Source organism: Shewanella algidipiscicola (genome assembly GCF_900380485.1).
Taxonomy (GTDB): domain Bacteria; phylum Pseudomonadota; class Gammaproteobacteria; order Enterobacterales; family Shewanellaceae; genus Shewanella; species Shewanella algidipiscicola.
The window spans coordinates 88265-111434 of the sequence record NZ_OXJV01000021.1 but is presented as its reverse complement, the minus strand read 5'-3'; the positions used below and the strand labels follow the sequence as shown (position 1 = coordinate 111434).

Below are 23170 nucleotides of genomic sequence, written 5' to 3'. Positions count from 1 at the left end.
CTTATGTTTACTCTATGCAAGTTTGTTTTGAATATTGTTTTTTGAATACATGATGTGGCGCCGCATTAATATCTCGGCCAGCTCTTCATCACGGTTAGCAATAGCCTTAACAATATGCTTATGCTCATCAAATGCCGTTGTGACTCGCGGCCCCGCCATGCCCAGTTGTACCCGATACATGCGCACCAGATGATAAATGCCATCAAACAGCATAGAGATAAGGTGTTTATTCTTACTGCCCAAGATAATGCGATAGTGAAAGTCCACATCACCCGCTTCCTGATAATAAGACTCTCCCTCTTTAACATCTTTAAAATGGCTTTGCAGCAAGGCTTCAAGTTCACCAATTTCAGCATCAGTCATATGCTTAGCTGCCAACCGCGCCGCCATCCCCTCGAGTGACTCTCTAATCTGGTACAATTCAGATAATCCCCCAGCGGTTAACGCTACCACTCGCGCCCCCACATTTGCCTTACGCTCGACAATATGGCTCGACTCCAAACGATTTATCGCCTCACGGATCACCGCGCGGCTGACGCCGTAGGTTGTCGACAATTCAGTTTCACTCAGCTTAGCGCCCGCTGCGATCACCCCTTCGACAATATCCTGCCTTAATTGATAAAAAGTTTTATCTGCCGCGGTAACGGGTTGTAGGGGTTGAAATGTCATCTCTAAGGTTAGCCTGCTGAATTATCACGTTGTCGACAATATAGCTTTGAAGGATTAAGTATTCAACCCAAAGTGACCATATTGTCGACAAAAACGTTAATAGTTAGACTAAAGTTGTAATCAAACTGTGACGATTACCGTGATTGGATCTAGCTAAGCTGCGCCTTAATAGCGCATCAAAGTCAATCGCAATAAATTAACAATGGGGAAAAGTCGATCCCTAGGGAAAGATTCATCTGTCTCGAATAGTAAACGGTGCGATCCATGGAGCTGTTGCTGGCATTACTTTATTGTCGATAGAAAGTATGTTCAGATCAATGAACGTGCCGATCAATTAATAATGAGCCTTTTACAGGTCAATCTGGTGGGTACAAAGGGATAGTTACGGCTAGCTTAAAGTGTCATTTAAGATCCCGGCCTCAACCAGCGTGAACTCTCGCGCCACTATTTACTATATAAAGGTATCAATCGGGCTTGTTCAACACTCGGGATAAGGACGCGGCTGCGCGCGGCCAATCCTAATTGTATGCCTATTTCAAGTGCTGACGAATCCTTTTGGAAAACAAACCTTTTAACTTGAGTAAGTTATCGATATGCCACAGTCTAATTTTAGAGAGGTCACTTCCGTCTGAAATTGAACCATCACGATAAACAGCCACTCTAGTAGCTCTCTTACCATCTATTGGCTCCCAAGAAAGTTCACTTCCAAATTCACCTTCAATTTCAGTTTTGCTCTCGAGCAAATAGTTCAAGCACGACTCGTTTTCCTCAGCATTGCCAAAGTCGATATAAAGTTCTGTACGAACTTTATTGCCTTGGCAAAAGTTTGCACCATAGTTTATACCTGTGATTCCTGAAGCAAATGCGTACCAGTTCTGAGGTTGACCAGCCTTGGCTGACGTAAATTTATAATCGCATCGAAGCTCATCAATTAACCCTTGGAAATACTCGCGATACTTTTCGGATTTGGCACTCGTTTTTTGAACAGACTTGTTCGCAGACTTGCTCTTTTGCCATTCGTTTGGAAATACTACAGGTTTTAGATTAAAAGCAGGTTTTGAGTTATCAATTTGAATAACTTCGACAACAACCGCAAAGAATTGAGTCTGACTGTCTGTTCGGTGATTCAGCCAGTCTAAGGCTTGGCGGTGCTCTTCACGAATTGTTTCAGCAACCCAAATGACGAATGAAGCATCGAAGCCAGCCGCATATGTAAGTAGCTTACCTAGGTGATCATGGTCAGTTTGAGAAAACTGGTTTTCTATTATGACGTTTTCAGCTGACCCAAGATCCTTAGCTAAGATATCAAGAGAAAAATTCCCGACACTTGCTTCTTCTTTAACTAGCTCAAGCTCCAAACCAACAGCGTTTCCCAGCTCTTCGATGTTTTCCGCTAGCCAAGGAGTAAAATCTTGCGCTTCATGTGCCCAGATATTTCGTAACGGGACTTTCTTCAACTCACCAAACATACGTAACTTCCTATTTTTTCCGAATGGCATATAACGATCGTGGTTCACGAGCCGAAGGTCTCGTGTAACGGCTTGTGTACGCCCAGCATGGGGATGAACTAATGAGGTGAAAGTCCTCTGCAGGAAGGTCACAGTTCAATAACGTGCTGTTATTAAACGTTAAATACTAGCGAATGGCAAGAGCTTAGCCGCGAGATTTGGTCTGGAGGAAGCCGCTAGTAAATTTGCGAGCTGATGAACAAGAACATCATATGAGGCGTAGGCTAGAGGTGACTTGGCTTTTCAGTGTCATCGACTGAAAAGAGCCAATCAGATGAAACCGCTAGCGCATGACGAGGTAACTCGGCATGTGATTAAGCAGAAGTCAGCAGACGGCATAGTAGCCCAACGCCCATCGTAATGGATGGGATAGCATACCCCGCGTCAGCGTAGTGGGTACATGGTGAAAGCCTGAACATTTAGAAGAAGGAGGAGTCTTGTCAAACTTGTCGATACCCACTACGTCGCCAGACGATTACTATCGGCAGCGTATAGATATGCAACCGGCCTTCAACAGCAATTTATTCCAACAACTACTTCAGCCTGAGAATTTACACCGAGCGTGGCGTCAGGATCCAAGCTGCCGTTGCTTGTGGGGTAATCCCCCAGATATTTCACCACTGTGGCTGCACGACTTAAACAAGCTTTGCTGTACACACACCACGCTTTACTCATTAATGCTTCAGGTTCCGGGGCATCAAGTTCACGCGCCCTGAGTGCTTGCATCATCTTGGCTCGATACACAGTCGCAAGCGCTTTAACAGGAAATAAGTAGTCCGAGGTTACTCCTTGAATCGCCATTTGCCCTGTACTGTTAAAGCACCTCCAGGGATTAAACAGTGCAGATGAATATGCTGACTCAAGTTTTGCCCCCAAGTGTGTAATACCTCTGTTGCGCCTAGTTGACCTTGTAGCTGCTTACGGGATGCGCCGAACCGACTTAACGTCTGCCACACCGCCTCAAACAATGCACCGTAAAGCGCCTTAGCTGTAGTACAAACAGCAAACAGCCCGTTATCTTTCGATAAGGCCTTTTGTTTTAATGTGGCAAAGAGATAGCTGACTTTAAACAATAGAAACCCTAGGGTTCAAGTTGCTATCTTTAACTAGTACTAGTAGCGGAAGTACAAATAGTGATAGTACAAAAAGCAAGAAGCCCGTTATCTTTCGATAAGGCCTTTTGTTTTAATATGGCAAAGAGATAGCCGACTTTAAACAATAGGAACCCGAGGGTTCAAGTCGCTATCTTTAATTAGTACTAGTAGCGGAAATACAAATAGTGATAGTACAAATAACAAAAAGCCCATTATCTTTCGATAGCGGGCTTTTTGTTTTAGATGTGGCGAAGAGATAGCCGACTTTAAACAATAGGAATCCGAGGGTTCAAGTTGCTATCTTTAACTAGTACTAGTAACGGAAATACAAATAGTGATAGTACAAATAACAAAAAGCCCGTTATCTTTCGATAGCGGGCTTTTTGTTTTAATGTGGCGGAGAGATAGGGATTTGAACCCTAGATGGGCTATAAACCCATGCCGGTTTTCAAGACCGGTGCATTCGACCACTCTGCCATCTCTCCGAACGCCGGCAATACTATAAGCATAGCGTTAAGATGTAAACCCAAATTCGTAAAATTCGTGCCACTTGTCGAAGAAATATACCGTACTACTTTTTGCCCCTGCATCTGTTGCTCATAATTCATCGGTATATGGCAAAATAACGAAACTTAATAGGGCGGCATCAAAATTGTGCTAACATCTGAGCATGTTTAAATAATACTCTCCAATATGAACGCGAATCCAATTGCTCCAGCTTCTCTTTCACCCAATTTTGCTATCCCATCTATTGCTAATATCGTTGCTACTCATCAAGCAAGACTGCTAGGCCAGTCTCGAACGCTCGACGCTTTCTCCCTGTTAGCCAGTACGAGCGATCAGCATATGTATTTAGCCGATCAAAGTGGGATTGATAGAAAACGATTTATTCAAGCCTTGGTTGAAAGTCAGCCGCTTCATTCGGTGCAATATTTAAACCGCATAGCCCAAGATGGCCAACAAGCGCCTCAAACTAAAAGCACCCTTGTGTGGCAAGCCGAGCCAGGTGAAGATAACCTCAGTACTACCACGCACCGTTATCGCTACCTCAGTGGCAATATTAAACGCCGCGACTTGATTGGCCACATCAGTAGTCTTGATCCACAGCATTATCACCCTGGTGCCTTTGCTGATTGCCGTTACCTGTTTATCTGCGCTGAATCATTATGGAAACGCGAGGGCTTATGGGAGTTAGTGCTACAGACCATAGATCGCGCAGAATATGACATTCATTCTAATTGGCCCGCTATTGCACTTAACTGCAAAATTATTTTAGTCGGCAGTAGTGCGCTCTATAGCGTCTCTTATATTGAAGAGCGCCTGTTTGCCAGCCACTTCCCCCTATTAGGCGAATTAGTCAATGAACTGAGCCTGCCTGAATTTTCTGAACAAGATTACCTGCAATGGTTGGTCACATTAGCCGATGATAAAGGGATAACCTTAACGCAATCGGCATTGGCACCGTTATTTAACTTCAGTTCACGACTGGCGGACCATCAGCAACATCTGAGCTTGTTAACGACTCCTTTGCTCCAGTTGATGGAGCAAGCCTGTGCATACAGCCAGAGCCGAGAGTTAACCGGTGCTGCAATAACGCATGCGCTGGCGCAACAAACCCTGCGCCATAACGCCTCTCAAACGCTGTCAGCACAAAGTTTTGATGATAACTTTATTAATCTGCCGACCAACGGCACCATGATTGGTCAAATAAACGGCCTAACCGTATTGGATGCCGCCGAGTATTGCTACGGCGAGCCGGCTCGCATTACCGCGTCGGTACATTATGGTGACGGTGAGGTAGCCGATATTGAACGTAAATCTGAGCTAGGCGGTAATATTCACGCAAAAGGTTTAATGATCCTCTCCTCTTGCCTGTACCGTATTTTCGGTAAAGATGCGCCACTGCATTTAAATGCTAATATTGTGTTTGAACAGTCTTATCAAGAAATTGATGGCGACAGCGCCTCATTAGCCGAATACTGTGCCTTAATGTCAGCTATTGCTGAACATCCAATCGAGCAAGGTATTGCGGCCACTGGTGCAATTGACCAATTTGGTCAAGTACAGGCCATCGGCGGCGTTAATGAAAAAATTGAAGGCTTTTTTGCCCTTTGTCAACGCCGTGGACTCACAGGCACCCAAGGCGTTATTTTACCAAAATCTAATGTGCAACAACTGAATTTACACCAAGATGTGATTGATGCTATTGATAAAAAACAATTTCACTTGTACCAAGTTGAACACATTGATGAAGCCGTAACCATACTGATGAAGATGCCAGCCGGGATCCCTGATGACAATGGCCAGTTTCCAGAAGACACCTTGTATCGCTTAGTGCAAGACCGCTTAGAGGGCTTAGCGGGTTATCCAGACGAAGAAGACTCATTTTTTGCTAAGTGGCTCGCGAAACTCAAACTTTCTAGCTGATCGGAGTTGTTTAGCTTACACGTGTTCGCTAACCTTGGCAGCTCAAATTGCGGAGTGAAGTAAATAATGAATAGAGCAAACAGTTTTAACAAAGATGAATTAGTGGCTTGCGGTCACGGTACGTTATTTGGCGCCAACTCTCCTCGCCTACCTATAGACAATATGTTGATGATTGACCGCATTACCAAAATTAATGCCGATGGTGGCGAATTTGGCAAAGGTGAGATTGTTGCCGAATTGGATATTGACCCTTCTCTTTGGTTTTTTGACTGTCACTTTCAAACCGATCCCGTAATGCCAGGCTGTTTAGGGCTTGATGCTATGTGGCAATTAGTTGGCTTTTTCCTCGGTTGGGAAGGCGCTGAAGGTAAAGGACGTGCGCTCGGTGTGGGTGAAGTTAAATTTACTGGCCAAGTCTTACCTGATGCCAAAAAGGTCACTTATAAGTTAACCATTAAGCGTAAAGTGTATCGTAAGCTTGTGATGGGTATTGCCGATGCGGTAATGGAAGTGGATGGTCGTGAAATCTATTCAGCTAAAGATCTAAAGGTGGGTATCTTCTCTGACACGTCGACTTTTTAATCGACTCATCTCCTTATCAGCATCAGCTTGATATAAAAATGCCCTCTATAACATAGAGGGCAACTTTCAATCACACTGCTAATTATTTATTAAACAGTCCACTAAGACGTCCATCAACGCCTTCGCGCCAGCCTCCTAACCAATGCGACTTCGAGTCTAATGTTGAATAAGGACAATTCTCTTTAGAGCGGCCTCCTATTCCTGCCTTAAATCCTTTTGAAAAAGCTCTATCTAGACGATCTCGTTTTTGTCTTTTCATGCAAGCATCCTCTGTTCGAAAATCCATGAGGCCAAAGCCTCATGGATACAAATAGAACTTTTTGCAGCTGAGATCAATCAAAAAAGTCGCTTTTTGGTCGGTTATTTTTTAAGCTCATGAGTTGCTTGTTTAAAAAAAATCGAGGCATATGCCTCGATTGATATTTCAATTTGTTCTAAGAACAAACATTAAACTTTACGACGTCTAAACCAGAGTAAAGGTAAGGTTAAAAGCCATATTAAACTGGCTCCACCTTTGCGCTCATAGTTAGCATTACCTGAATTGTCACTCTCTTTTACTGTACAAGCAGTACCTGAATTAGACGGCTGCATAACAACCATGCGCGGAATAAAGGCGGTCACAGGTTGACCATCGGCATTGAGTAAGAATAATGGCTTACCATTGTCACCAATCACCAAGTCACCGTTACTATCGAACTGGTAAGAGGGTTTACGAATAAATGCCGTACCGACAATGGTACCGTCTTCGTTGATGCTGTTGGCTTCAACAATACGAATTTCACTTTCGTAAAAGAGTACATCGCCATTACCGTCGGTCACTTCAACTTTATTGCGTGTCCAATCACCATTACCTTCTTGGGTGTATCCTTTTGACTCGCACACCAATAGCTCGTTAAGGTCGTAAAACTCATCGCTGTTTTTATCGAACAAGAAACCAGACTTTAATCTTGGCTTCTCTTTCTCGCTGGTGGCTTCAATATAACCCACGACTTGATCTTTATTATTAATATCTCTTGGACGCGAACTGCGATCGGAGATGCCTTGATAAAAATCGTTTGGAGTGACGAACGTCGGTGATGCTTGATTGGTATCGACATAGAAGAATTTATCGCGTGAATAGCCTTCTATATATTGCTTATAGCTACCCACTAGGATGCCATTATCATTAATATCATAGGCAATCGAAGAGAGCTGATCGTCCGTCATCTTAACCCAATGATATTGATAGGTGCCGTTGCTGTCTTTTTTCCAGTAGGCGGCATCAAATGCCAGTTTATCAGTATCGTTATTACGATAAACATGTGAGCGCCCTGCCACTGTGCCGTCATTATTAATCCCTAGACCTTGAGCAGTAAATACCACATCTGAAGTCGAGGTTAATCCCAGAGGCAATTCGGTTGGCGTCACGCCGCTATCATCAAGCTGCCATACCATAGCGCGAGTTTGGTACAAAATACGACGAAAGCCGCTAGCATCAGGATATTGATTAAGCTGCACACAAACATCGACAGGATAAACTTCGCCAGTAATACATGCATTGAGGCGTTCAATACTACTGTTAGCAAGGGCTGTACTGCCGTAGCCTGTTACCTGATTATTATCATTAATCGCCGCAGCAACAGAGACACCACCGACAACGACATCAGTGTCATCTTTGGTGTAAGTGGTATAAGGCGGGGCTATCGCAATATCTGTTCCGTCGGCTTTTTTAACAAAAGCGCGCTCTTCAAATTCGCGGTAATACCAATATTCTTGCCCAGCAGTCTCGCCGGTATAAGCCACTTTTTGTTCTGGCCCGGTGTAGCTGCCCACACGTAAGTCCGCATTATTGATACCATAATAAGAGGCATTAATTGAATTGACCGTCTCGGGATTATCTTCGACAGTATCTTCTGGTGCTGTGGTACCAAATACCGAGTCAAATATCGGTAACCAGCTGCCTGTAGCGCCATTTCCCTCTGCGATAAAGGTGAAGTTATTCGCTTCAATAGGCGCATTTATCGAGTAAGTGACGAGCTGCTCAGGAGAAATGCCATCTTCAATATCTATGATGCTGTTATCGTCATCATTGACTTCCAGCTTTTTCTTACCCTGCGAGATACCCACCAACTGGTTTTGTTGGTTAACAAACATGCCATAACCGTTAATCGTCGAGGCTAAGGTACCATTAAGATCATAATCTTCAATATTTTGAATTTCATAAACGGGTGCGGCAGACACTGTCTGTAATGCACTGACAACACCGACCGCCACTAATGATAAGGCGCTATTAAACTTCAACTTCATTCACTAATTTCCTATTATTTTTATCGTTTATTTTAGCGCTTCTAGCTCTTCCCAACGCTCGAAACAAACTTCTAACTGCTGCTCTCGCTCTGCCAGTTCGCTTAAACGACTGCTCACGACATCTTGTGCTTGAGCATAAAAATCCGGTTCACTAATTTGCGATTGTAAGGCTTCAATCTCAGCCTCTAATTGCTCCATTTTAGCGGGTAAACCTTCGAGTTCTCGTTGTAGCTTATACGATAACTTTTTCTCAGGTTTAACCACAGGCTTAGCCTCAGGGGCTTGAGCAACTTTGGGTTGGACAGCCACTGGCGTCACTGGTTCCTCAGAATAAAATTTTGCGCCTTGCGACACCGCATCTTGATAACCACCAACGTATTCGCTCCAACCGCCATTGCCGGTGAACCACCATGAACTGGTCACAGTGTTATCGATAAATGCACGGTCGTGGCTGACCAACAACAAGGTGCCTTGATAATCAGTTAGCAAAGACTCTAACAATTCAAGCGTCTCAATATCAAGATCGTTCGTTGGCTCATCGAGAATAATTAAGTTTGCTGGCCGCAGCAATAGTCGCGCTAACAGCAAACGATTTTTTTCGCCGCCCGACAGTGCTTTAACCGGCGTACGGGCGCGCATGGGCGAAAACAGGAAATCTTGTAGATAGCTTAAAATATGCCTATCTTGGCCATTGATAGTGACGGTTTTCTTGCCTTCACCGACGTTTTCTTCAACCGTTTTCTCTGGGTCTAATGCTTCGCGGTACTGGTCAAAATATGCCACCTCAAGCTTGGTGCCGACTTTAATCTCGCCAGACTGAGGGGTCAATTGACCAATCAATAGCTTAATTAACGTCGACTTACCACACCCATTGGGGCCAATTAACGCGATACGATCGCCACGCATCACACTGGTGGAAAAGTTCTTAACCAAATTTTTATCGGGTAAGTTGTAATTTAAGTCATTAACCTCAAATACCAACTTGCCTGAACGTTCGGTATCAGCCACGGCCATCTTGGCGCCACCTTGGCGATTAATCCGCTCCATTCGCTCCATACGTAACGCTTTTAACGCTCTAACCCGGCCTTCGTTGCGGGTTCGACGTGCTTTAACGCCTTGACGGATCCAAGTTTCTTCATCGGCTAACTTTTTATCAAATTGGGCGTTTTTTTCGCTTTCGACACGCAACCATTCGGCTTTGCCGTCGAGATAGGCCTGATAATTCCCCGGCCATGATGTGACCACGCCACGATCTAAATCAACAATCCGTGTTGCCATGCGTTGAATAAAGCCACGGTCATGACTGATAAACACGATAGCGCCGCGATAGTTGAGTAAAAAGGCTTCTAGCCACTCAATGGTATCGATATCTAAATGGTTGGTCGGCTCATCGAGTAATAACAGATCGGGCTCACTGACCAAGGCTCGTGCTAAGGCCACTTTACGCTGCCAACCACCAGATAAACTCATCAGGCTCGCATCGGCATCGAGACCCAAGAGTTCGCACGTTTGGTTAATTCTTGAGTCTAGCTGCCAGCCATTAAGGTGGTCGATATCCTCTTGCAAACGCTCCATCTGTTTAAGCATGCGCTCCATTTCATCGGCAGAAGCACTTGCAACATCATGGGAAAGCTGATGATAACGCTCTAATTTTTCACCAACTTCTTGTAAACCCGCTGCAATATAAGCATATACAGTTCCCTGCTCTGCTTTAGGAGGATCTTGTTGTAAGCGGCTGACCTTAATATCGGTGGCAATGTTAAATTCGCCTTCATCAAGCAGCACTTCACCACACAGTACTTTCATCAAACTCGATTTACCAGCCCCGTTACGGCCAACAATACAGACCCGCTCTCCAGGCTCTATGGTAAAGTCAGCATTTTGTAGTAATGGTGTGTAACCGTAGGCTAATGAGCCATTGTTAATACGAACCAGACTCAATTTACGCTCCTATAAACTGTTTTAATTTTGGGATATCGAACGGCCAATTTAATTGGGCTTGCGTATCGGCACGCAAGAAAACAGGTATACGGGTGCCGTATTCCTGGGCTAATTCGTCGCTATCACAGATATCTTGCTTAACATAATCGATCCCTAAGGTATCAATTAATGCTTGTGCCTGTTCACACAGATGGCAAGCATCGGTGTGAAACAGGGTAAATAAAATACGATTAGGCATGGGTAATAAGCCAGGTATTGTGGATCTGAGGATTGCGTTTGTAATCCATAGGTAAGGTCTGGTTATCGATATTAGTCACCACTAAGCCGAGCTCAGCAAGCGCCTCACTTTCCATCTTAAACTTACGCTTATTGTTAGAGAAGATGATCTCACCCTTTGGGTTAAGCAGCTTCACTAACCCACTGAGCAAACTTACGTGGTCACGCTGCACATCGAATGAATCTTCCATGCGTTTAGAGTTAGAAAACGTCGGTGGATCGATAAAAATCAGATCGTACTTCTCTTGGCAATCAGCAATCCACTGTAAGCAATCGCTTTGAATAAACTGATATTGACGCCCAGATAGCCCATTTAAAGCAAAGTTATCTTGAGCCCAGCTCAAATAGGTATTTGACATATCCACAGTCGTGACCGACTTAGCCCCACCAAGTGCGGCATGTACCGATGCTGAGCCTGTGTAGGCAAATAAATTTAATACCGAACGCCCTTTTGACTTTTCGCCCACTAATTTACGGGTTAAACGGTGATCGAGGAACAAGCCTGTATCTAGGTAATCCTTCAGGTTTAACTTAAACTTAGCCCCATACTCTGTGGTAACCAGTTCCAATTTTTTAGCATCAAGCTTTTGATACTGATTGGTGCCTTTTTGACGCTCACGCGTCTTAAGAATAATCTTATCTGGATCGACCCCAATGGCATTAGGCAGCACTAACAATATATCGGTCAAACGGCGCTTAGTAACCGATTCTGGTATATCTTTAGGCGCTGAGTATTCTTGGATAACCACGTAATCTAGGTATTTATCTACTGCCACATTATATTCAGGAATATCGGCATCATATAAACGATAGCTATCGATACCTTCGCGCTGAGCCCACTTACTTAATTGCTTAAAGTTCTTTTTGATTCGGTTGGCAAAAGAGGTGGCCACTTCGCTAATCTCACCGCCTTGGGCCAACACTTGGCTCGGTTCGATACGACGGGTGCTTTCGGCATGCAGTGTATATAAGTTAAAGGCACACTCTAACGCGCCATTGAACATTTTCATCTGTTTATCGGCTTTAAGTTTAAGCGCCGAGAGTAATTCAATGTCGCTGTTGAGCACGGCGATTTTCCAGCCACCGAATTCACTCTTAAATTTGTCACCTAATTGATAATACAGCTGCAGCAGTGAGGTGACTGTGCCCAAACGCTCACCATAAGGTGGGTTGGTGATAACAAAACCTGTGGCAACAGGAGGCGTCACATCAAGCGCATTAGAAACGGAAAACTCAATTAACCCAGCAACGCCTGCATTTTCAGCATTACGTTTTGCCAGTGCCACCAAGCGCGAGTCGATGTCTGAACCAAAGAATTTAATTTGACAACGGCTGATACCCAGCGATGCACGCGCTTTGGCTTCATCCATCAAACCTTGCCACACACCGTCTTGATGACGTAACCATTTTTGAAAACCAAATTTAGCGCGATAAAGCGCAGGCGCGACGTCACAGGCCATCATCGCCGCTTCAATCAAAATCGTACCGCTACCACAGAAAGGATCGAGCACATCTTTCGGTGCCTCTTTCCAACCACTGCGCACTAGCATATTCGCCGCGAGGTTTTCTTTTAATGGCGCTTCCCCTGTGGTGGCACGGTAGCCACGCTGATGCAGTGCTGGACCAGAGAAATTGATCCCCAGCGTCACCTGACCACGGCGATAATGAGCATCAATCTTAAAGTCAGCATCGACGCGAGATACGTTCGGACGTTCACAGCCATCGTCGCGAAAGCGATCCACTACCGCATCTTTAACCTTTAAAGCACCAAACTGGGAGTTTTTGATAAAGCCGCCCACACCATGGAAATCGATGCTAAAGCTACTCTTATTTGAAAAGTGCGTCTGCCAATCGACACAATATGCTGCATTATAAAGCTGCTCGGGCGTTTCACACGGGCCTTTGTAAATGACTAAAATAATACGGCTGGCAAGACGAGACCATAAGGTAATACGGTAAGCCAATTCCAGTGGTGCCGAAAAATACACCCCCGCAACACTTTCTTTAACGTCATTAGCACCAAGCTCGATTAATTCGAGCGATAATGCGTATTCATAGCCTCGTGGGGCTGCAGCAAAAAAATTCAACATGGATAAATAGACACACTTCAAAAATCAATTCGACATTATACCTTGTCCAACCACTAAAAGATAAAAAGTTCTAACTATAGCTAGACATAAATTCCGCGATACGCTTAATAAGCCTGCACAATGCCGCTTTAATGAACGTCTAACAAGATATAACCGATTACCCCTTGCAATGACACCTTGGTATCGATATAGTTCGCCCCGCTTTGAGGCACACCTAGTTACTCAGTGATTAAGCATGTTGACTAAGCAATTCTGTAGTAGCGGAATTAAAATGCTGCAGCGTTTGATACATACGGACGCGGGATGGAGCAGTATGGTAGCTCGTCGGGCTCATAACCCGAAGGTCGTCGGTTCAAATCCGGCTCCCGCAACCAATTCTTGAGTAGCAGAATTAAAACACTACAGCGTTTGATACATACGGACGCGGGATGGAGCAGTATGGTAGCTCGTCGGGCTCATAACCCGAAGGTCGTCGGTTCAAATCCGGCTCCCGCAACCAATTCTTGAGTAGNAGAATTAAAACACTACAGCGTTTGATACATACGGACGCGGGATGGAGCAGTATGGTAGCTCGTCGGGCTCAGCACTTTATATAAGCAGCGAAGGTCGTCGATAAGCTTTCAAAAAAGCAATCCGGCTCCCGCAACCAATTCTTGAGTAGCAGAATTAAAACACTACAGCGTTTGATAAGTACGGACGCCAGATGAAACAGTATACCCCAATCTACTCTGCACTTTTAGATAATTAGCTCACACGTTAACTTTCCATTGGACCAATTAACTCCCCCCGCTTTCATCCTTTATTGCCTTCTTTATTAAAATATCTACTTCTTATCTCTATTAAATTAAATCTCCCTTATATTTATTGACTCTAATCAATCTCGCTTCCTATTACCTTGGCGCCGGTCTAAATTTACTCCACCATTAACAAGCACAATTGATAAGTCATAACTAAAACAGTTAATTACATAGTAAATATAAAAGGTCGAACCTTACAAAGTAGATCAAAAAAGGGGCTTGAGGCCCCTATCGTGATATTTAAAACTTAATACAAAACGTAAAGAGAGTTGCACGGTAGCATAAGTGATACCTTAAGCAGCAGCGATTTGTCTACTCGCTTTTACTGGGTGTAGTCTATCATTCATCACTTTAATGCATTCAAACTGTTGTAGTTGCTTAGTGTCACTCAGCAAGAGATTTGGCGATAACAACATCACTAGCGATGCCTGAATATTACTTTCAACAACCATAACATCAACATTAACACCCTGACATCTGAGTTGAAATATTTTAGCCAGTTCGCTGTAAACACAAATCGCCGATGTATCAAAAAACCACGACTTTGGCATTTGTGGTTTTAATAAATAATGAGCCGCTGTCGCATTTAACGCTAACTGAACTTTAACAGCATCTGCAATAGTCATCGTTTTAGACAGACGCTCAACAAATTCAATATAGAATTTCGCATGCTCAACATTGAACTGCATCGCCGTTAATGCGTCAGGAATGAGCAATTTTACTTTATAGGGAGTCAGAAATTCCATATCCGAGCCTAACGAAACGCTTAATACTCCATACGCGTCGTTATATATCCATTGCCAATCCCTTTGTGGCATTAATAACATAACGTGTACCTAATTACTGTCAATACAGACGGATAATAGATGATATTTCATCCAATATCAAAAAAAATCTCATGATTATAATATAGATAACAATACGTTATAATGATCTGGCGCGATCATAATATCGATCGCACCAGATCTTAGATCCCGGCAGGATCATTATTTGTGTTGAATTCGGTAAGCATCAACAATTTCTTTAATTAATTCTGGACCACGATAAATAAACCCAGAATAAATTTGTAGCATAGTGGCCCCCGCATCGAGTTTATCTATAGCATCGCTCGCGTTGTTAATACCACCAACCCCTAGAATTGGAATTTTCCCTTTAAGACAGTCTGCAAGTTGTTTAATGACTTTTGTAGACAATGAATTCAATGGTTTACCACTTAATCCACCAGCTTCGTTTGAGTTAACTAAACCACTAACACCATCGCGAGTTAACGTGGTATTGGTCGCTATTGCGCCATCGAATTCATTACGAATTAATGAGTCGGCAATTTTTTCGATCTCTTCTAATGACAGATCGGGTGCAATTTTCAATGCGATCGGCACGTATTTACCATGCTGCTTAGCAAGATCCTGTTGTTTAGCTTTGAGCGATCCCAATAGATCATCAAGTAAATCACCATATTGCAATGAACGTAAGCCCGGGGTGTTGGGTGATGAAATATTAACCGCGATATAAGCTGCGTACTGGTACACTTTTTCCATGCAGATAAGGTAATCTTCTTTGCCCTGCTCTACTGGCGTGTCTTTATTTTTACCAATATTGACCCCAACCATGGCGCCTGATTTTGCCGCTTTTAAATTAGCGACTAAATTGTCGACCCCTTTATTATTAAAGCCCATACGATTGATGATGGCTTTAGCGGGTTTTAATCTGAAAAGACGAGGTTGTTCATTTCCCGGTTGTGGCCTTGGGGTAACGGTGCCGACTTCAATATGACCAAAGCCCATTGCATGAAAAGCATCAATGCATTCACCATCTTTATCCATCCCAGCGGCTAGACCGACAGGATTAGGAAAGGTAAGCCCCATAAACTTAACGGGAGCAGGCTCAATCTGCTGTGCATAGAAGCAATTAAGCGGTGAATTAGCCGTAGATTTCAGACTATTAATCGCCAGATTATGTGCTTTCTCTGGATCCATCTGAAACATGACTTTTTGTGCAATTTTGTAAAACATGCATTCTCCTAGACCGAAAAAAGCCCCGGCTATTGCCAGGGCTTATTATTATTATAAATTTTACGATTGACCTTCACAATGAAGGATCAACAGGTTCAGCTCACGTAACGCGACTGAAAACTTAGCAAACTCGTGGGTTTGCGATGTCTTAAAGTCTGCAAGCATGTGGAACCATCTTTCCAATAAGCCCTGATTGGATTCGATCCACTGTGCAATAATGGTGTCAGCCTCACAACTGTCGGTACAGGTGCGTAGTACAACCGAACTAAGCGCACGTTGTTGCCAATCAAGCTCTTCTCTAAATGCGGCTCTAGCTAATGCTTGCCAATGGTTAGCCACAGGCTGAGCACTAATTTGATCCAGGAACCAATGCAATTCCACTTTCGCACCTAGCTTAAAGTAAGTTTCGGCCACTAAGGCGACTGGCTTATCTTCAAGTTGAGCAATTTGTGAAATATCCAATGCAGAGAACAAAGTACTCATGTTAACCACATCAGTGGCCACTTTCTCAGGCACACCCTCTTTGACTAACGCAGCGATTTCAGCACCAATTTCGTTGACTTCATCTTCAACCATATATTGATGCACATTTTCACGCAGCGCTTCAAATACAGGTCTATATAGGCCAACCGTCTGCTCAATACCTTGGTTACGACTGCGGTGACGTAAGAACCAACGACATGCGCGGCGTAAATTACGACGTAGTTGGTGTAACATCTCACCTTGAACCACTGCTGGTACCACACCATTAAGTGCCGTAATAGATTTAGTTAATTCTGCTAAACCAAACACTTCACGCGCCATAGTGTAACAAATGGCAGCTTCTGCTACTGAGGCACCAGTCTCATCTTGCATACGTTGTACGAAATTAAGCCCCATATCATTAACCAATTCGTTGGCTAATGAAGTGGCAATAATCTCAGCACGCAGTGGATGGTTTACCATACGCTCGGTGTAATTTTGTTGCAGTTGCTTAGGGAAATACTCAACTAACAACTGACTCAAGAAGCTATCTTCGGTAATTTCTGGAGTCAATAATTGCTCTTTAAGCACCATTTTCGCGTAAGCCACCAACACTGATAACTCTGGACGTGTCATGGCTTTACCATTGGCCAGACGTTCGGCTAACTCATCATCTGAAGGTAAGAACTCCAATGCTCTATCGAGCTTATCTTCTTTTTCGAGATAATGAATGAAACGAATTTGCTCTTTCAGTTGCTCGGCACCACGTACCTGAGTCACAGAGATGGTGCGCGTTTGATCTTTACAATCTTGCAGTACAATACGGCTTACTTCGTCAGTCATCTCGACTAATAAGCGGTTACGCTGCTTCAATGTCATCTCACCTTCTGCCACTAACGCATTAAGTAAGATTTTGATATTCACTTCGTTATCTGAGCAATCCACTCCACCCACGTTATCAACGAAGTCGGTATTAATGCGGCCACCGGCAGCGGCATATTCAATACGTCCTAATTGGGTACAACCTAAGTTGCCGCCTTCGCCGACGATACTCGCCTTCACTTCACCGCCATTAACGCGCAGTGCATCGTTAGCTCTGTCGCCTACTTCGGCATGTGTTTCGCTTGATGCTTTAATATAAGTGCCGATACCACCGTTCCAAATCAGATCAACCCGCATCTTCAGCAGCTCTTTAAGCAGCTCATTAGGGGTCATCGATGCCTTTTTGGTATCCAACATCGTCTTGATCTCTGGGGTCAAGGTGATGGATTTGGCACTACGTAAGAAAATGCCACCGCCTTTTGAAATCAACTCTGGGTTGTAATCTTCCCAGCTCGAGCGAGGCAAAGTAAACAAACGGGCACGTTCTTTATAGCTAGAGGCAGCATCAGGAGTTGGGTCAATAAAGATGTGCATATGGTTAAATGCAGCGACTAAACGTGTATGTTCAGACAACAACATACCATTACCAAACACGTCACCAGCCATGTCGCCTATACCTAAACAGGTAAAGTCGGTGGTTTGACAATCGATACCGATCTCACGGAAATGGCGTTTAACCGACTCCCATGCACCTCGGGCGGTGATCCCCATCTTCTTGTGGTCATAACCGTTACTGCCACCCGATGCAAACGCATCGCCTAACCAGAAGCCATATTCCTCTGAAATAGCGTTAGCAATATCAGAGAAGGTCGCGGTGCCTTTATCGGCAGCCACCACTAAATATGGGTCGTCTTCGTCATGACGAACTACATTGACAGGCGGCACGACTTCACCTTCGATGATATTGTCAGAGATATCCAACAAACCACGAATGAACAAGCGGTAACACGCTTGACCTTCGGTAAACATGGCATCACGACCACCTTCGCTTGGCAATTGCTTGCAGACAAAGCCACCTTTCGCCCCGACAGGCACAATCACTGTGTTTTTAACTTGTTGTGCTTTGACCAAACCCAGCACTTCAGTGCGGAAATCTTCGCGGCGGTCCGACCAACGTAACCCCCCACGAGCCACTTTACCACCCCGTAAATGGACGCCTTCAACCCGCGGTGAGTAAACAAAAATTTCAAACTTAGGCAATGGGCGTGGCATTTCAGGAATAAGTTCTGGAGAGTACTTAAACGAAATGTATGGTTTATTGCTACCATCAGCCAAGGTTTGATAGAAGTTAGTGCGCAATGTTGCGTTAATTAAGTCTAGGTAACGACGAATAATGCGGTCATCATCTAGGCTAGACACATCATCTAGGCGCAGATTGATCTGTTCGACAAACTTAGCCAATGTACGTGTTTTTAGTTTAGGATTAAACTTACGAATGAACATTTTAACCAACAAATCAGCGATTTGTGGATAACCACTAAAGGTTTGCTCAATGTAGGCTTGGCTAAAGGTAGCATCAATTTGACGCATATATTTAGCATAAGCACGCAGTATTGAGACTTCGCGTCCCGTTAATCCCGTCGCTAACACTAAACGGTTAAAGCCATCATCTTCTAATTCTTTGTTCCACACTTGTGATAACGCGGTCTGGAATCTATCTTGGCTATCAGCCAAGTTATCGACGGCGGCTCCTTGAACTGTCATCAAGAAGTCTAGAATCCAGAAAGTGGCACCATCGGCCGTTTTGACTTCATATGGACGTTCGTTAATCACTCGAAGTCCGAAGTTTTCTAGCATAGGCAACACATCCGACAGGTGAATGGGCTCATCTTTATGGAACAGTTTAAGCCTAACTTTATTGTCGTTTAGTGCAGTTTCTTGCGGCTGATAAAACAGCATGCCTAATTTGTGATCATCATCAAGCGCTTCGAGGTGTTCAATATCAACCACGGCAGAGCTAGGCAAAGCATCTTCTTTATAACTACGTGGAAATGCATCGATATAACGCTTAAGTAAGCGATTACCCGACTCTTCACCTTGTGCCGAGATTAATGCGCTACTGAGTTTATCTTCCCAAGAACGCGCCGCTTCAATCAGGTTATTTTCAATAGCAGCCACATCTACATCCGTATTATTATTATCTACTTTAACAATGTAATGAGTACGTGCCAGCGTTGACTCTGAAAAATAAGTCGTAAATTCAACGTCTTCATTAGTATTAAAATGTTGCGCCAAAATACGCTGGGTATCTTCACGTAATTTGGTGTTATAACGATCTTTTGAGACATAAACCAAGCAAGATAAGAAACGGCCATAGCCATCTTTACGCACAAACAATTTAAGTTTGTCACGGTCTTGCATCTCAAGTACGCCGCGCGCCATGCTGGCCAATTCTGATTCACGTGCTTGAATAATCTCATCACGCGGCAGCGTCTCAAGAATATGCATTAAGGCTTTGTAATCATGAGAACCAGCTGTCAAACCTGAGGCATCAAGTACCCGCTGGATTTTTTCTGCTAAGAGGGGGATCTCACGTGGGCTGCGATTATACAAGTTAGAAGCGTACAGGCCGATAAAGCGATCTTCACCAATCACGTTGCCCTTTTTGTCGAAACGTTTAATACCGATATAATCGATATAGGCTGGACGATGTACACGGCTCTTTTCACTGCTTTTAGTTAAAATAAGCAAACTTTTATCGAGGGCTTCTTTACGGGCAGTATCAGACAGAGTTGACAACAATAAACCTTTGTTAGACTTAGGCTTACCTGGCACATTCATTAGGCCCAAACTGGTGTCATTATCGGGCACCAACTCTAAGTCACCTTCAACTTTATTGAGGCTATAACGGCGATAACCGAGCAAGGTGAAATGATGATTATTCAAATACGTTAAAAAGTTAATCGCCTCGTCAAGATCGCGTTTTTCACCTGGGAAAGGACGGGTGGCTAACTCTTTAATCGTACTGGTTAACTTGTTTGACATCTTCTGCCAGTCGTTAACCGATGCCGACACATCACCCAATACAGAAGCAATCTCTTTCTCTAAATTCTTGATATCTTCGTCACTGCTAAGGCGGTCAATTTCGATAAGAAATACAGCGACTTTTTCTGATTTTTGGTTTTTATCATCGCCATAGGTAACATTAACAATAGCGTCTTTATCTCGCTGCACCGTGAGCGGCGTATGCAGCATCATATGGGTAGTGATACCCATACGATTAAGAGCCATGCCTACCGAATCAACTAAGAACGGCATATCTGGATGGATCACCTCAATAATAGAGTGAGATGATTTCCAGCCATGTTTAGATTGACTTGGATTAAATACGCGGATGTGAGTTTCACCCACTGGCGTTTTATTAGCCACATTCCAAAGACTGAGTACTGCACCGTAAAGATCGCTATCATTACGTGCATGCAAATCATCTTTTGACATATGTGCATAAATGCAAGTGGCGAACTGCTCTACCTGCTTAGCTTGTGAATTAGGGACTTTTGAGTGAATAAGGTTAACTACATTTTCAAGTAATACTGAAGGCATTGCATCTTTCAAGGCCATGTTACTGTTTCCTTTAGGGTCTATGGCAGCGCTTTTCTTAATTATCTGGATGCTAGAGCATATGACGGGCCAAATAATGTGACCTAGGTCATAGCGCGAAGTCTATTACTAAATGTGCCATATTTCGAGGATTATTTCAGTGGTAGATCCTGCTAAATTGTGTCGCTCACAGGGTTTAATCTCATTAGATGAAAAAACAATCGAAATCTTAGCGTAACTATTCAAAAAGTATGCAAAAAAAAGGAGAGCATCTGCTCTCCTAATACATTACTGCTTTGGGTTTCGCCAGAATACTGCCCCTATCGCCGGTAAAATAATTATGGCACCTAACATATTTACTAAAAACATAAATGTCAGCAAGATCCCCATGTCCATTTGGAATTTTAACGCCGAGAAAAACCAAGTGCTCACCCCAATCGCCAGCGTTAAGCCAGTGAAGATCACCGCACTACCTCGTTCGATTAACGCTTGATGATACGCTTTTTGCACCGGCATGCCGTCACGTAGCTTCACAGCCATGGTCGATAAGATATAAATACCATAATCGACACCAATACCCACCCCCAATGCAATGACGGGGAGCGTACTAACTGCAAGACCAATATCCAGCTGAGTCATTAACGCCTGCGCTAAGGTCGATACCACATACAAGGGTAAAATCACCGCAACCGTAGCCCTTAATGAGCGAAAACTTATCAAACACAGCACAAATACAGCGCCGTAAACATACAACATCATGGGTAGCTGCGCTTCGGCAACCGCTTCATTGGTTGCAGCCATCACCCCTACGGGGCCAGATGCCAATTTGAAGCTGATTTTATCGTTATCCATTTGCGCCGATAACGCTTTGACCTTGTCGATCACCACTTCTATGGTTTCGGCTTTATGATCGGTTAAAAACAGGTAAACCGGCATCACCGAGCAATTTCCGTTAAGCAGCCCCGACGTGGTGGGGATTTGCCCTACCGCTTGCACCAGACTCGCTGTGGTACGCGGCAGCACCTGCCATTTGGGATTGCCCTCGTTAAAGCCGGCGTTAACCCGCTTAGCAATCGATGCCAAACTTGCCGTTGATTCAACCCCTGGGGTATTGGCCGCTAACCATTCAAACTGATCGATTTGTATCAATACATCATGGTAAGTGCACGCTTCTGGAAATGCCTCAACGATAACGGTCATCACATCTGTGGTCACCGAAAATTTATCAGTTATATAGAAGGTGTCTTGATTATAACGACTGTCAAAATGCAGCGCTGGTGCGCCGCCTTGCAAATCGCCAATTTGCATTTTATTGGCTTGTTGCAAACCAACAGCAAACAAGCTCACCGTTAGCACTAATACCACAACAGAGAATTTGGGCGTGGCAAAATAGGATAAACGTAACCAAAGCTTATCTATGCCCGCATGGGGCTTAACCGCTAACGGATTAACCTGGGTATATGAGATTAATAAAGGCAACAAGATCAAGTTAGTTAAGATGATGACCGCCACACCCAGTGATGCCGATATCGCCAGTTCGCGAATAATACCGATGTCGATGGCCAGCAGAGTCATAAAACCCACAGTATCGGACAACAGCGCAATGCCACCAGGCACTAGCAAGCTTCTAAAAGCCAGCGCAGCGGCGGCTTTAGTGGTTTCCCCCTCACCCACTCGGCGGCGCACGGCATTGATCATCTGTACGCTGTGGCTAACCCCAATAGCGAACACCAAAAACGGGATCAGAATCGACATAGGATCCAGACCAAAGCCCATAACCGTCAATAAACCTAATTGCCACACCACGGCCACCAAGCTGCACGCTAATGGCAACAGGGTCAATTTGACTGATTTTGAAAACAGGTAAACCATGATTGCCGTCACCAAAATGGCAATCAAAAAGAACAACACAACTCCTTTAGCCCCTTCGGCAACATCACCGGCCATTTTGGCAAAACCGATGATATGGATTTTAATATGTTCATTTTCATACTGCTCGCGTAGCTCTTTTTCCAACTGAGTGGCAAAGGCTAAGGTGTCTAACGGCTCGCCCGTTTGGGGATCAAAGTCCATTAATTGGGCAGTGACCATCGCCGCAGAATAATCTTCGGCAATAAGACGGCCAACGATACCGGCTTTTTCGATATTACTGCGCACGACTTCTAGCCCTTCGGGCGTGGTAGAGAAATTAGCGGGGATCACCGGTCCACCAGCAAAACCGTCCTCTACCACTTCGGTAAAACGAGTCGAAGGAGAAAACAACGACTTCACTTGCGCCCGATCAACTCCTGGAATAAAAAACAGTTGATCATGTACTTGCTTTAGCGAATCAAAAAAATTGGCATTAAAAATATTACCGCTGGAGTCTTCCACTGCCACCATAATGTTGTTAGCGCCACCAAATTGTTTTTGATGCTTTAAATAGGTTTGCATATAACTGTGGTTAAGCGGAATGTTTTTAATAAATGCCGCATCCATGCGTAAATGGCTGGCTTGAAAGCCCAAAAAGAGTGTCACCATTACAAACGCAAAAATTACCAATCCCCGTTGCCTAAAAAGGAACGACTCCAATCCATTAACTACTTTATCTAACATGTCAGGGCC

General features: G+C 44.1%; 13 protein-coding genes, 3 tRNA genes and 1 pseudogene. 4 read left to right on the top strand and 13 right to left on the bottom strand.

What is annotated here, in order from left to right; all coding sequences use genetic code 11:
* Positions 1-12 precede the first annotated feature (12 nt).
* The 4 genes and pseudogenes from DN599_RS17755 to DN599_RS17735 form a co-directional block, all read right to left on the bottom strand.
* Complete coding sequence (locus DN599_RS17755; RefSeq protein ID WP_110458930.1) at positions 13-669, bottom strand: GntR family transcriptional regulator; 657 nt, start codon at positions 667-669, stop codon at positions 13-15.
* A 530-nt stretch (positions 670-1199) separates the two neighbouring features.
* Positions 1200-2138: a DUF4268 domain-containing protein gene (locus DN599_RS17750; protein WP_162599242.1), complete on the bottom strand. Its 939-nt coding sequence runs from the start codon at positions 2136-2138 to the stop codon at positions 1200-1202.
* A gap of 615 nt (positions 2139-2753) precedes the next feature.
* A pseudogene (locus DN599_RS17740) lies at positions 2754-3166 on the bottom strand (IS91 family transposase); the annotation flags it as partial.
* 499 nt (positions 3167-3665) lie between these two features.
* Positions 3666-3756, bottom strand: a tRNA-Ser gene (locus tag DN599_RS17735).
* Between the two features lie 208 nt (positions 3757-3964).
* On the opposite strand from DN599_RS17735, the gene DN599_RS17730 reads away from it, so the two are divergent.
* Entirely contained in the window at positions 3965-5698 is a 1734-nt protein-coding gene (locus DN599_RS17730; protein WP_110458928.1) for a S16 family serine protease, read from the top strand.
* A 66-nt stretch (positions 5699-5764) separates the two neighbouring features.
* Positions 5765-6280: a bifunctional 3-hydroxydecanoyl-ACP dehydratase/trans-2-decenoyl-ACP isomerase gene (gene fabA / locus DN599_RS17725; RefSeq protein ID WP_110458927.1), complete on the top strand. Its 516-nt coding sequence runs from the start codon at positions 5765-5767 to the stop codon at positions 6278-6280.
* 82 nt (positions 6281-6362) lie between these two features.
* Here the strand turns inward: fabA and rmf are convergent, their stop codons facing one another.
* The 5 genes from rmf to rlmKL form a co-directional block, all read right to left on the bottom strand.
* Complete coding sequence (gene rmf / locus DN599_RS17720; protein WP_110458926.1) at positions 6363-6539, bottom strand: ribosome modulation factor; 177 nt, start codon at positions 6537-6539, stop codon at positions 6363-6365.
* Positions 6540-6727: 188 nt separating this feature from the next.
* A complete protein-coding gene (locus tag DN599_RS17715; RefSeq protein ID WP_110458925.1) occupies positions 6728-8566 on the bottom strand; it encodes a DUF3466 family protein in 1839 nt (612 codons plus the stop codon).
* 27 nt (positions 8567-8593) lie between these two features.
* Complete coding sequence (locus DN599_RS17710; protein WP_110458924.1) at positions 8594-10507, bottom strand: ABC transporter ATP-binding protein; 1914 nt, start codon at positions 10505-10507, stop codon at positions 8594-8596.
* Between the two features lies 1 nt (position 10508).
* A complete protein-coding gene (locus DN599_RS17705) occupies positions 10509-10745 on the bottom strand; it encodes a glutaredoxin family protein (protein WP_110458923.1) in 237 nt (78 codons plus the stop codon).
* Positions 10738-12873, bottom strand: coding sequence for a bifunctional 23S rRNA (guanine(2069)-N(7))-methyltransferase RlmK/23S rRNA (guanine(2445)-N(2))-methyltransferase RlmL (gene rlmKL, locus DN599_RS17700; RefSeq protein WP_110458922.1), 2136 nt, complete (start codon positions 12871-12873; stop codon positions 10738-10740). The genes DN599_RS17705 and rlmKL overlap by 8 nt, the downstream gene beginning before the upstream one ends.
* 297 nt (positions 12874-13170) lie before the next feature.
* Between rlmKL and DN599_RS17695 the strand changes: the two genes are divergently transcribed.
* Together DN599_RS17695 and DN599_RS17690 are read left to right on the top strand one after the other, a co-directional pair.
* A tRNA-Met gene (locus DN599_RS17695) sits at positions 13171-13247 on the top strand.
* Between the two features lie 48 nt (positions 13248-13295).
* Positions 13296-13372, top strand: a tRNA-Met gene (locus tag DN599_RS17690).
* Positions 13373-13963: 591 nt separating this feature from the next.
* Here the strand turns inward: DN599_RS17690 and DN599_RS17685 are convergent.
* The 4 genes from DN599_RS17685 to DN599_RS17670 form a co-directional block, all read right to left on the bottom strand.
* Complete coding sequence (locus DN599_RS17685) at positions 13964-14497, bottom strand: cell division protein ZapC (RefSeq protein WP_110458921.1); 534 nt, start codon at positions 14495-14497, stop codon at positions 13964-13966.
* A gap of 159 nt (positions 14498-14656) precedes the next feature.
* Positions 14657-15682: a quinone-dependent dihydroorotate dehydrogenase gene (pyrD, locus tag DN599_RS17680; protein WP_110458920.1), complete on the bottom strand. Its 1026-nt coding sequence runs from the start codon at positions 15680-15682 to the stop codon at positions 14657-14659.
* 60 nt (positions 15683-15742) lie between these two features.
* Complete coding sequence (locus tag DN599_RS17675) at positions 15743-20587, bottom strand: NAD-glutamate dehydrogenase (protein WP_110458919.1); 4845 nt, start codon at positions 20585-20587, stop codon at positions 15743-15745.
* Between the two features lie 267 nt (positions 20588-20854).
* Positions 20855-23161, bottom strand: a complete 2307-nt coding sequence (locus DN599_RS17670) for an efflux RND transporter permease subunit (protein ID WP_110458918.1) — start codon at positions 23159-23161, stop codon at positions 20855-20857.
* Positions 23162-23170 lie beyond the last annotated feature (9 nt).